Annotated in this window: 8 protein-coding genes; 6 read left to right on the plus strand and 2 right to left on the minus strand. The window is 72.3% G+C overall.

The genetic code is table 11. The features are described 5' to 3' along the window. Positions 1-33: 33 nt before the first annotated feature. The 4 genes from ACH4SI_RS23450 to ACH4SI_RS23465 all read left to right on the plus strand — a co-directional run bounded on the left by ACH4SI_RS23450 (position 34) and on the right by ACH4SI_RS23465 (position 7,252). The gene (locus ACH4SI_RS23450; protein ID WP_398298576.1) at positions 34-1,014 is read left to right on the plus strand and encodes an MBL fold metallo-hydrolase; all 981 of its coding nucleotides are present in this window, start codon (positions 34-36) and stop codon (positions 1,012-1,014) included. Positions 1,015-1,187: 173 nt separating this feature from the next. Then, the gene (locus ACH4SI_RS23455) at positions 1,188-2,612 is read left to right on the plus strand and encodes a hypothetical protein (protein WP_398298807.1); all 1,425 of its coding nucleotides are present in this window, start codon (positions 1,188-1,190) and stop codon (positions 2,610-2,612) included. A 91-nt stretch (positions 2,613-2,703) separates the two neighbouring features. Then, positions 2,704-4,566, plus strand: a complete 1,863-nt coding sequence (locus ACH4SI_RS23460; protein ID WP_398298578.1) for an ATP-binding protein — start codon at positions 2,704-2,706, stop codon at positions 4,564-4,566. A 67-nt stretch (positions 4,567-4,633) separates the two neighbouring features. Continuing rightward, entirely contained in the window at positions 4,634-7,252 is a 2,619-nt protein-coding gene (locus ACH4SI_RS23465; protein WP_398298580.1) for a hypothetical protein, read from the plus strand. On the opposite strand, the gene ACH4SI_RS23470 is transcribed toward ACH4SI_RS23465, so the two are convergent. Then, a complete protein-coding gene (locus ACH4SI_RS23470; protein ID WP_398298582.1) occupies positions 7,245-9,743 on the minus strand; it encodes a SpoIIE family protein phosphatase in 2,499 nt (832 codons plus the stop codon). The two genes, ACH4SI_RS23465 and ACH4SI_RS23470, sit on opposite strands and share 8 nt — an antisense overlap. 173 nt (positions 9,744-9,916) lie before the next feature. On the opposite strand from ACH4SI_RS23470, the gene ACH4SI_RS23475 reads away from it, so the two are divergent. Continuing rightward, positions 9,917-10,135 (plus strand): hypothetical protein, encoded by a 219-nt coding sequence (locus tag ACH4SI_RS23475; RefSeq protein ID WP_398298584.1) that lies wholly within the window; start codon positions 9,917-9,919, stop codon positions 10,133-10,135. A gap of 9 nt (positions 10,136-10,144) precedes the next feature. Here ACH4SI_RS23475 and lpdA read toward each other — a convergent pair whose 3' ends face one another. Then, a complete protein-coding gene (gene lpdA / locus ACH4SI_RS23480) occupies positions 10,145-11,545 on the minus strand; it encodes a dihydrolipoyl dehydrogenase (protein ID WP_398298586.1) in 1,401 nt (466 codons plus the stop codon). A gap of 30 nt (positions 11,546-11,575) precedes the next feature. Here lpdA and ACH4SI_RS23485 point away from each other — a divergent pair, with 30 nt between their 5' ends. Next, positions 11,576-11,950, plus strand: coding sequence for an RNA-binding S4 domain-containing protein (locus ACH4SI_RS23485; protein WP_398298589.1), 375 nt, complete (start codon positions 11,576-11,578; stop codon positions 11,948-11,950). Positions 11,951-11,973: the final 23 nt, after the last annotated feature.

Consider the following 11,973-nt stretch of genomic DNA (forward strand, 5'->3'; position numbering starts at 1 on the left):
GAGCGTCCGGCCGCCCGTGAGTACCGTGGGATCATGAACTCGCAATCACCGCTCCTCCCCCTCGCCGACGGTGTGCACCTGTGGACTCCCACGCCCGGCGCCGGATGGGGTCTCGCCAACTGTGGGCTGATCGTGTCCCCCGACGGTGCGGCCGCCTGGATCGACACCCCCTACGACCGGCGCATGGCCCAGGACTTCCTGGAGCGCAGCCGGTCGCTGCTGCCCGAGGGAGGCCGGATCGGGCGCGTGATCGTCACCCATGCGAACGGTGACCATCTGTGGGGCGCGGAGGTCGTGCGCGGCGCCGACGTCGTGGCCACCCGCGAGGCGCTCGGCCACATCGCGTACGAACCGGCCCCGCAGCAGCTGCACGCCATGGTGCGCGGCAGCGACCCGGCGACGCCGCTCGGGTGGTATCTCCAGAGCCACTTCGGACGGTTCGACTGGGCCGACACCGAGGTCGTCGAGCCCACGACGACCTTCACGGGCGAGCTGGACCTGCGGATCGGGCAGGTACCGGTGCAGCTGACGGCGCTGCCCGACGCGCACACCACGGGCGATCTCATCGCGTATCTGCCGCGGCAGAAGGTGGCGTTCACCGGCGATGTCATCTTCGCTTCCAGCCCGCGGGACCCCGGCGACCACGCGGTGCACTGGGCCGGCCCGCTGGACAACGTGATCGCCGCCTGTGAGCGGGTGCTGGACACCGGGGCGCAGACCATCGTCCCCGGCCATGGGCCGGTGCTGGACCGGGAGGGCGTCCGCGGCCACATCGGCTATCTGGAACACATCCGGGACCGGGCGCGGCAGTTGCACGCGGCCGGGGTCCCCGCCCTGGAGGCGGCACGCAAGATCATCGTCGAGAACGCCTTTCCGCTGCCGGGGTTGCCCGAGCGCATGGTGATCACTGTGGGCACCGAGTACCGGCATCTGAACGGCGAGGAGGACCGGCCGGACATCGTCGCCATGATCGCCGATGTCGCCCAGGTGGCCTGGGACCTGCGGCAGGGCTGACCGTCCGGCCGGTGACACTTCCCCGCGGCGTTGTCGTACCCGGCGGATAACGTCTTCGGTGTGGGCGGCGACAGGCCGCCCACGGCGAGGGGTTACGCTCCCGTGCGGGTCGGAGCGGAGGGAAGGCAGTGGCACAGGTAGCGGGGGAAAGCCGGCACGCGCCGGGCCGGGGGGTGATCGACCTGGCCGACCGCCGGGCGCTGCTGGCCTGCCGGCCCGACGATCCGGCGGTGGCCGAGGAGGGCCGCAGGCTCAAGGAGGCGGCGCTGCTGGACTTCGGGGTCAAGGACAGCGTGGTGTCCTCATGGCTGTACGCCAAGTGCCACCACCAGATCCCCACCACGGCGGTGGACACGGCGGCGGTGGTGGCCACGGGGGACGGCACCTGTCTGCTGCTCTACAACCCGGAGTTCTTCGTCGCGATCGGGCCGAGCGGGGTGCGCTTCGTCCTGTTCCACGAGGCGCGGCATCTGATCCACCGCCATCTGTACGTGGACGAGGAGCTGCGCGCCGACCCGGTCTTCGACCTGGCGGCCGAAGTCGCGATCAACCATGTGGCGCTGCTCCGGCTGGCGCAGGGCGGGCTGCCGGCCCGGGAGGTGCCGGACGGGGCGGGCGGCATCCGCCGGGAGCCGGTGGGCGTCGATCCGCACGAGGTGCACCGGCGGTATGTGGCCGATCTGCGCGAGCAGGGCTTCGAGCCGCTGTCGTACCGGGACTTCACCGAGACCGACCTGAGGATCTACGGGGAGCTGAAGCGGATGCGCACCCCTCCCGTGCCGCCGGTCCTGTGCGTCCACATGAGCCCCGGCGGGGGCGGCGAGGGGGATGGGGCCGAGCGTCGGCTGCCGATGGACGAGGAGGCGGTGGCCTCGGCCGTCGAGGAGACGCTTGCCGAGGTGATGCGCGGCGCGCTGCGCGGCGAAGGGCTCGCCCGGGACGAGCTGCTGGCCCTCGCGGACCGCACCACCGGCGGGGGCAAGCGGCTGGAGAAGATGTGGGGGCGGATGGGGCTGGGCGCGCTGCGCGGGGAAACGCAGCGGACCCGGCGGGTGGAGTGGTGGCGGCGCTGGCTGTCAGACGTCCTCGCCTCCAAGCTGCGCGAGGGCGAGCGGCTGATCTACCCGAAGAAGCAGGGGGCGGTGCTGCTGGCGCTCGGGCACGACCCGGTGCTGGCGCGGCGAGGCGCGGAGCGCACCAAGGTCGTGGTCATCGCGCTGGACACCTCGGGGTCGATGCCCCAGCCGGTGATCGACTGGATCACCTCGCTGGTGGGCCGCTCCGAGGGGGTCGAGAGCCACTGGCTGAGTTTCGACGGCGCGCTGATGCCGTTCGTCCCCGGCGAGCGGGTGCGCGGCGGCGGGGGCACCGATTTCCAGCAGGTCGTGGATTACGTGGAGGGGCGGCGGGCGGTGGACGGGCGGCGGTTCGAGGAGCGCGCCGACGCGGTGATCATGGTCACCGACGGCCACGCCCCCAGGGTGACCCCGGACCGGCCCGACCGGTGGATCTGGCTGATCACGGACGGCGGTGACGACTGGCCGGAGCGGCACGACCCGCCGATGGCCTGCCACCGGGTGGTCGCCGGCGACGGCTGAGCCGAGGGGCAGAGAACCGAGGAGCCGTCTCCGCCGAGGGGCGGGGTGCGGACACGCATGAAGAACACGGAACAACGGGGGATTCATCACCGTGAGCAGTGTGGACACGACGGCGCCGACCGCGCAGGACGCGGCCGCCCGCCCCGAGCCGCCACGACGGGCCGGGGCCCGGCTGGAGCAGTTCATCAGCGCCATGATCGCGATGCGGCAGACCGGCCAGGTCTTCGGCGAGCACGGAATCGGCAAGACGTCGACGTTTCTGTCCTACATCCCGCGGGCCCATCCGGGCACCCGGGTGGTCCTGGTCCCGGCGGCCAACCTCACCCCCGACGACCTGCTGGTGACCGCGCCGGTGCGGGACGACCGCACCGGGGAGCTGGTGCTCGCCCAGCTGATCATGCGTCAGCTGACCCCCGGTGTGCCCTTCGTGCTGCTCATCGACGACTCGCTGCAGGCCGGGGAGACCATCCAGTCCCAGCTGATGCAGATCGCCTGCAACTGGAAGCTGGGCGAACACGATCTGCGCGCGCTCGGCTGTGTCGGGGTCTTCCTCGCGGACAACGAATCGCTTGCCGAGACCAGCGCCCGGCGCGGCGACCTGGCCGTCCTGGACCGCATGGTCACCCTGCGGATCACGGCCTATGACACCGCCTGGCGGTCCACCCTGGCCGAGCGGTACGGGGACTGGGATCTGACCGGGGTGTTCCAGATCTGGGCCGGGCTCACCCCGTATCTGCGCTCGCTGCTCTCCCCACGCACCCTCCAGCACGTCCTGGACTGCGCCCGCGCCGGGTTTCCGCTGTCCTGGGGGCTGCCGCTGGTGGGCGGGGTGCGGCTGCGGCTGCGCGACCGCAAGGCCGACGGCACGCCCGGAGCGGACCGTACCGCCGAGCTTCTCGACGCCATCGCCAGGGCCCTGGGCGTCCCCAACCCCGCCACCATTCCCGACCCGGTACGGAGCATTCTGCGCACCGCGGTCCGGGAGAACTGGGCGGTGCTGCTCCAAGGGCCGCCCGGCTGCGGCAAGACGGAGATCACCAAGGCTGTCGTCCGCGAGGAGAGCGGAAGCGAGCCGGTGTACTTCTCGCTGCCGGTGACCAACGTGGAGGACCTGTGTGTGCCGATCCCCACGCCGGACGGCACCCTGGACACCCTGTTCAGCCGCACGCTGGTGGGGCCCGACCCCAAGGTGATCATCTGGGACGAGTACAACCGCCCCAAGGACAAGGCCACCTTCGCCAAGCTGATGGAGATCACCCAGGAGTGGTCGCTGGCCGGCCGGCCCGTCCCGGGGCTGCGCGCCCAGGTCGCGCTCCAGAACCCGCCGTACCACCTCGGCCGCAAGCTGCTGGTCAGCAGCAACAACGTGGCCCAGGCCAGCCGTTTCACGGTGAGCTACGAGGTGAGCCCGCAGGACATCCCGGCCAACGAGTGGCTGATCCGCACCTACGGCGAGGTGGCCGAGACGGTTCTGGAGTGGTGGAAGAACGACATCGACGACGAGGGCCGGGACTGGATCACCAAGCGCACCCTGGAGCGGCTGATCAAGCTGCACCAGGCCGGGCAGCCGCTGGAGACGGGGCTGATCTATCTGGGCGAGGGCGAGTACGCCCCGGTGCCGCTGTCCAAGCTGGAGGCGCGGCTCGCCGAGGCCGCCGAGCACCGGGTGATCGGTCTGCGGGAGATAGCGCGCGAGGCGGACCTCTGGGAGGCCCGGCTGGCGGCCGCGTCCGAAACATCGGCCGAGGGGACCAATGACACCGATCTGGTGCACCAGGTGCTCGCCAACGCCGAGGTGTCCCAGCTCGAGCGGAACACCGAGGTGGTCGCCCGGCTGCTGCGCCATATGCCGCCCAAGCTGCGCGCCGCCCACATGGTGGGCCAGTCGCCGGAGCGGCAGCGGTTCTGGATCGGCGCGCTGGCCCGGATGACGGAGCTGTCCGGCACCGGATGAGCCCGATGCCACCGCTTCACCTCCCGCTTCCGCAGCGGGACCGAACGACGAACGGAGCGCACCCCACGTGGTGACCCACGAACGCGACGCCCTGGTGTCCGCCGCCTTCCAGCTGGCCGGCCCCTCCCTCACCTCAGTGCTGATGCCCCGGCTCCGGCAGGAGACCCTGGCCCTGCTCGGGTCCGGGGAGCGACTCCCCGCACATCTGGTGGACGAGGTGTTCGCCTCCGGCGACCGGGAGCTGCTGGAGGCCCTGGCCGGGGCGCGGGCCGGCGCCGAACGGCAGGCCGAACTGCTCCGGCTCGCCGAGCTGGGCGACCCCGGTCTGGCCAAGGCGCTCTACACCGGGCCGCTGCCCGGTTCATGGCGGCAGCAGCTGCGGAGCGCGGTGCTCGGCGCGGCGGTGGCGCATTCCGCCGACCCCGGCTGGCGCGCCCCCGGCGGACTGGTGGAGTTCCTGCTGTCCGCCACGGCGTCGTCGGAGCTGCTCCCGGCGCTGGAAGCGCCCTTCCCCGAGGTGGTGCGGCATGTGATCGAGAAGATCGGCACAACGCTGGACACGCCGCAGCAGCTGAGGGCCTGCCGGGCGACGCTCACCCACGGCGGGGTGGCTGAACTGGCCGCCCTGGCCGAACTGCCCTTTGTGCACTCGGCGGTGGCGGAGGTGGTGCACCGGGCGGAGGCGGCACAGGACCCGGCCGCCATGCTGGAGACGGCCGAACGGCAGGCCGCCGAGGAGGCTTCCCGGGGCGAGGCGGCGGCCGGGGAGACCGAGGGGACCGCACCGGCCCCGACCGGCGATGAGCTGGTTCGTCGCCTCCGCGAGCTCAAACCCGGGTACGGGAGCTTCCCTCTGGGCGGCGTGGACTGGGAACTCCTGCTGGCCGAGCACAAGCGCGAGTCCTTCCCGTGGCTCTCGCTCACCCTACTGGCGTCCCGCGCGGACTGCCCGGACGAGCTGGTGCTGGCCGCGTACCGGAGGTCGGAGCGGCTCCCGGACACCTCCCCACTGCCCTTCCAGTTGCTCACCGAGACCGACTGGAAGGACGGCTACCACCACGACCGACTGGCCCAGCTGCTGCGGCGCGGACTCCGGGAAGGCGCGTACCCGCTGGACCGCGTCCTCGCCGAAGTGCGGCCCGCCTCCCGGGTCCTGGCGTCGCTGCCATACGGCAAGGAGCCGCTGGGCCCGGCGATGGCCACGCTTCTGGAGACGCTGGGCGACGACTTCGCGGCCTGGCGCGCGCTGTATTCGCTGCTCCCCCGGTTCACCGGGTCGAGTGCGGAGCTGTTCGCCGCCTCGGTCGAGCAGAAGGCCAAGCACCGCGGCAAGGGCTGGCCGAGGCCGCTGGAAGCCGAGTATCCGGTGAAGCGTCCGCCGGGGCTCCGCGAGACATTCCTCCGGCTGTTCCGCGAGGCCACCGAGGAGGTGCAGACCGCGCTGGCGCCGCATCTGGACCGGCGTTGCGTCCAGCATCTGCTGGTCTACCACCAGCCGTCGCCCGCCCTGCGCGACGTGTTCGTCAGCCTCCACGGCGCGGCGGTGCTGGCCTCCGCCGCCTCCGACTGGGAGCTGCCCGCGGAGAAGATCGAGGAGCTGCTGATCCATGACGACCCCGAGATCAACACCAAGCTGTACGTCTACACACCGCTCACCGACGAGCAGCGCCGGGGCATCCTCGCGGGCCGCCGGTTCGGCCCCGTACCGGGAACGGAGCCGCTGCCGATCACCGATGAGCTGATCGAGGAGATACGAATCAGCGGGCGGCGGCACTGGCTGCTGCCGGTCTGCGACTCGGGCGATCCGCGGCTGGCCCGCATCCTGCTCGGCAAGATCAAACTGCATACGCTCGCCGGACAGTTGCACCTGCTGGTCCGGGTGTGGGAGCGGCACGGCCCCGAGGAGGTGCGGGGGCTGCTGGAGGAGACCGACTTCCCCGAGCGCCGCGCCCGCAAGCACCCGCTGCCACCGGCCACCCATGAGATCGTCCGGGGCGCGCTGGAGTCGGCCGACGGTCTGGCCGTGATGCGCGCGGAGCTCGCCCGCGCCCGCGGGCCCGAGGGCCAAGTGGCCTTCCTGCGCCCCCAGTCCGGCGAAACCAGCGTCTCCGTCGAACCCGTGCTGGAGCGGCTGGCCGAGGAGACCGGGCCGGGGCTGCCCTGGGCGGAGCTGGCCCGGGAGCACGAGCGCGATCCGCTCCCCGACGGCCTGCTGATGGCGCTGGCCGAAAAGGGCAACTGCCCGGAGGAGTTGCGCGCCGCGGGCCATGTGGCGCAGCTGCGCCTTGAGCACGACGCGCATCCGCACAAGTCCACCGGGCCCCGGCCGAGCCCTCTGGACCTAATGCGCCACCATCCGCTGCCGCTTATGCCCCTCCGTCGGAACAGGTGGCTGGACAAGGCGGCCGCTCTCGGCATGCTGACCCCGCTGGACGTGCTGTACGAGGCGAAGCCCGCCGGGCTTGCGGCCGCCTATCTGGCGTACCGTCACCACGGCGCGCGGCAGGACGCGCCGGACCCGGCGGCGGATGAGGCGGCGCTCGCGGCGAGTCGCAAGGCCCTGGAGCTGGCCACCACCCATCTCGGCGAGGATCCGGAGGCGTGGGCGCTCGCCCTGCGGCTGCTGCCCGACTTCACCGGCACCCTGCCCGAGCTGCTGACCACGGCGGCCGCCATCGTCAGTTGAGCGCCGACGGCAGATCCTGCTCGGCCCAGATGATCTTTCCTTCGCTGGTGTAGCGGGTGCCCCAGCGCTGGACCATCTGGGCGACCAGGAACAGGCCCCGGCCGCCCTCGTCGGTGAGGGCGGCGCGGCGCAGATGCGGGGAGGTGCTGCTGCCGTCGGCGACCTCGCAGATCAGCGTGTGGTTGTGCAGCAGCCGCAGACGGATCGGGCCGTCGGCGTGCCGTATGGCGTTGCCGAGGAGTTCGCTGACCACCAGTTCGGTGGTGAAGACCGCCTCGTCCAGGTTCCAGTCGGCCAGCGTGCGGGCCACGGCGGCCCGCATTCCGGCGACCACGGCGGGGTCCGGGGGCAGGTCCCAGTGGGCGACGTGCCGCTCGTCCAGAGCGGTGGTACGGGCGACGAGCAGGACCACGTCGTCGCCGGGGCGCGGCGGCAGCAGGGCCCGCATCACGGCGTCGCAGGTGCGCCCCGGGTCGGGGTCGGCGGAGGCGAGGGCCTGGCGCAGCAGGTCGAGCCCGGTGTCGATGTCCCGTTCGCGGTCCTGGACGAGCCCGTTGGTGTAGAGGACCAGCCGGCTGCCCGCGGCCAGCGGGATCGCGGAGGCCTCGAAGAGCCGCCCGCCGAGGCCCAGCGGCGGCCCGGCGGGCAGGTCCGGGATGGTCACCGTGCCGCCCGGGTCGACCACGGCGGGTGGCGGGTGGCCGGCCCGCGCCAGGGTGCAGCGCTGCGCGACGGGGTCGTAGACGGCGTACAGACAGCTGGCCCCGACCGCGCCGATGCCGCCGTTTCTGGCGGTCTCCTCCTGGTCGAGCTGGGCCACCACGTCGTCCAGCTGGGCGAGCAGTTCATCGGGCGGCAGGTCGACCACGGAGAAGTTGTGGACCGCGGTGCGCAACCGGCCCATGGTGGCGGCGGCATGCAGTCCGTGGCCGACGACGTCACCCACGACGAGGGCGACCCTGGCGCCCGACAGCGGGATGATGTCGAACCAGTCGCCGCCCACTCCGGCGTGGGCGGGGAGATAGCGGTAGGCGGCTTCCACGGCCTGCTGTTCGGGCCGGCCGCGAGGCAGCAGGCTCTGCTGCAGGGCCAGCGCGGTGGCGTGTTCGCGTGCGTACCGCCGGGCGTTGTCGATGGCGACGGCCGCCTGGCCGACGAGTTCGTCGGCGAAGGACCGGTCCTCGTCGTCGAAGGGGGCGGCACCCTCCAGGCGCCGGAACTCGGCCTGCCCCAGCAGCACACCGCGGGCGCTGAGCGGGACGGCCAGCACGGTGTGGCCGGAGGGCGGGCGGAACCGCTCCTCCCGTACGGCGCTGACCGCGACGCGGCGCATCCGGGACCGCGCGTCGACCGGTTCCTCGCCGCGCAGCACGGACTCCAGCAGGTCGACGGTGGCGATGTCGGCGAAACGCGGGACCGCGACGTCGGCCAGTTCCTCGGCGGTGCGCGTCATGTCGAGAGAGGTGCCCACGCCGACGCTCGCGTCGTACAGGAGTTCCAGGCGCGCCCACGCCGCGTCGGCCTTGTCGGTCAGCGCCTGGAGTTCGGTGGTGTCGCGCAGGGTGGCGACGCTGCCCCAGAGCTGTCCGCGGCCGGAGGTGGGGCGCTGGTTGACGGCCAGCCGCCGGTCCCCGACCTGGATGACCTCGTCGGTGACGGTCCGGCCGGAGGCGAGCAGTGCGGCGGTCTCCGGGTCCAGCCCGGCCTCGGTGAGCTGCCCGCCGCGCACCTCCGGCGGCAGTCCGAGCAGCCGCCGGGCCTCGTCGTTGGCGAGCACCAGCCGGCCCTGGCCGTCGAGGATGAGCACGCCTTCCCGGACGGCGCGCAGCACGGCGTCGTGGTGTTCGTACATTCTGGTGATCTCGGCGGGGTCCAGCCGGTGGGTCTGGCGCCGCAGCCGCCGGCCGACCAGCGCCGCGCCGCCGGCGCCGAGGACGAGGGCCAGCGCCGTGGACCCGTAGAGCATCGGCAGCTGACGGCGCACCGAAGCGGCCACGTCGGGGAGGGCGACCCCGACGTTGACGATGCCGATGACCCGGCCCTCGGTACCGGTGACGGGGACCGCCGCGCGGATCGAGGGCGCGGAGAGGGCGACGGAGGGGACCTGGTCCGTGAAGGGCCGGCCGGCCGTCGCCGGGTAGAGGGGGAAGTCGGCGTGGGTGCCGATGAGCTTCGGGTCGGGGTCGGTGTAGCGGATGCCCCGGCGGCTGGTCACCACGATGTAGCCGACACCGGACTCGCGCCGGAGCCTGGTCGCATAGGGCTGGAGGATCGCGGAGGGATCGCGGCCCTCCAGCGCCCGCCGGACGCCGGGGGCGACCGCGAAGGTCTGGGCGATGGTGAGGGCGCGCCCCCGGGTCTGGGCCTCATGGCCGCCGCGGGCCTGAAGGACCAGCGTGGCCCCCGTGGCGAGCACCAGCAGCGTCACGATCAGCAGCATCAGGGCGCGCACCTGCCCGGCGACGCTGCGCAAGCCCAGGGCAGAACGCACCTTCACAGGGTTTTTATCTCATACATGGGCATACATCACATCTGGCGCCGCTGTGGAGTGGCCGGCGGCAACCGCGGCCATTGGAGGGACGTTGGGCCGCCACCCTCCGACCAAGGGGAACTGTGCACGTTATGCCGGGTATAACCGGCTACTCACCCCACTAAGGAGTTCCCATGCGTATCCGGACGGCCCTCTCCACGCTCGCCCTCACCGCCGCCGCCCTCGCCGTCGGCGCGGCCGGTGCCACCGCGGCTGACGGACCCGACATCAACGTCACCAACGCCAGCAACATGACCTTCCCCGGCGTGTGTGCCGGCAGCCAGTTCTCCTTCGTCAGCGTCCCCGTCAATCTCCTGGGCGGATCGGACTCCAGCTCCTGCCGGACGCCCTGATCCCCACCGTCACAGGTTGACCATGTGTCCCGCGAGGCCGTGCACGGCCTCCTTCACCGCTTCGCTCAGGGTGGGGTGGGCGTGGATGTTGCGGGCCAGCTCGTGGACCGTCAGGTCCCATTGCTGGGCCAGGGTGAGCTCCGGCAGCAGTTCGGTGACCTCGGGGCCGATGAGATGGCCGCCGAGCAGTTCGCCGTGGCGTCCGTCGCTGATGAGCTTGACGAAGCCGCCGGGGTCGCCCAGTCCGTGGGCCTTGCCGTTGGCGGTGAACGGGAAGGTGGCGACCTTGACGTCGAAGCCGCGTTCGCGGGCCTGGGCCTCGGTCCAGCCGAAGCTGGCGATCTGCGGCTGGCAGAAGGTCGCCCGCGGGATCATGACGTAGTCGAGTTCCATCGTTTCCGCGTCGGCGATGGTCTCCGCCGCGACGATGCCCATCGCCTCGGCGGCGTGGGCGAGCATCAGCTTGGCGGTCACGTCGCCGACCGCGAAGATGTGCGGCACGCTGGTGCGGCACCGGCCGTCGACGTCGATGGCGCCCCGGTCGGTCAGCCGGACCCCGGCGCGGTCCAGCCCGTACCCCCGCACCCGCGGCCGGAAGCCGATCGCCTGGAGCACCCGCCCGGCCTGCAGGGTCTGGCGCTGGCCGCCGGTGGTCACCATGACCTTGACGGCGGGGCCCGCGTCGTTGATCGCCTCGACCCGGGTGGAGGTGAGGATGTTGATGCCGAGCCTGCGGTAGCGGCGGGTCAGCTCGGCGGAGACGTCCTCGTCCTCCAGGGGGACGATCCGGTCCAGGAACTCCACGAGCGTCACCTGCACCCCGTAGCTGTGCAGGATGTACGCGAACTCGACGCCGATGGCACCCGCCCCCGCGATCAGGACGCTGCCGGGCAGGTCCGGCGCGAGGATCTGCTCCTCGTAGGTGACCACCCGCTCGCTGAGCGAGGTGCCGGGCAGCAGATTGGCGGTGGCCCCGGCCGCGATGACGCAGTGGTCGAACGAGACGGCCTCCACCCGGCCGTCGGCGAGCGTGACCCGCAGCGTGTGCGGGTCGGTGAAGGTGCCCCGCCCGTCGTACTGCGTGATCTGGTTCTTCTTCATCAGGTAGTGGATGCCTTTGACCCGGCCGTCCGCCACCTTCCGGCTGCGTTCGTACGCCGCCCGGTAGTCCAGGCTCAGTTCGCCGTTCACCCGGATGCCGAAGGTCCCCGCCTCATGGGTGAGCAAATGGGCCAGCTCGGCGTTGCGCAGCAGGGCCTTGGAGGGGATGCATCCCACGTTCAGGCAGACGCCGCCCCAGAACCGCTCCTCGACGACGGCCGTGCGCAAGCCCAACTGCGCGGCGCGGATCGCCGCCACATAGCCGCCCGACCCCGCCCCCAGGACCACGACGTCAAAATGTGCGCTCATGCGTCGCACCTTAGACATTAGAGTCGGGGTATGGCTTCAGACGAGGGGTCCGTTCGGGTCGACAGCTGGATCTGGTCCGTGCGGCTGACCAAGACGCGTTCGCTCGCCGCCTCGGCCTGCCGGGCCGGGCACGTCCGCGTCAACGGGGAACGCGTCAAGCCCGCCCAGGCGGTGCGGGTGGGTGACGAGGTGCGGCTGCGCCACGCGGGGCGGGACCGGGTCGTGGTGGTGTCGCGGATCGTGCGCAAGCGGGTCGGGGCGCCCGTGGCGGTCGAGTGCTACGTGGACAACAGCCCTCCTCCGCCACCGCGGGAGCAGACCGTGCCCATCGGGCTGCGCGACCGTGGCGCGGGCCGCCCGACCAAGCGTGACCGGCGCGAGATGGAGCGGCTGCGCGGGCTGTGACGCACCCGGGGCCCGGGCGGCCC

This window comes from Streptomyces sp. NPDC021212 (genome assembly GCF_044332925.1).
GTDB lineage: Bacteria > Actinomycetota > Actinomycetes > Streptomycetales > Streptomycetaceae > Streptomyces.

What these genes read in the sequence shown, in the direction of transcription:
- ACH4SI_RS23450 (WP_398298576.1), top strand. Translation starts at nt 34, where the DNA reads ATGAACTCGCAATCACCGCTCCTCCCCCTCGCCGACGGTGTGCACCTG.
- ACH4SI_RS23475 (WP_398298584.1), top strand. Translation starts at nt 9,917, where the DNA reads ATGCGTATCCGGACGGCCCTCTCCACGCTCGCCCTCACCGCCGCCGCC.
- lpdA (WP_398298586.1), bottom strand. Translation starts at nt 11,545, where the DNA reads ATGAGCGCACATTTTGACGTCGTGGTCCTGGGGGCGGGGTCGGGCGGC.
- ACH4SI_RS23485 (WP_398298589.1), top strand. Translation starts at nt 11,576, where the DNA reads ATGGCTTCAGACGAGGGGTCCGTTCGGGTCGACAGCTGGATCTGGTCC.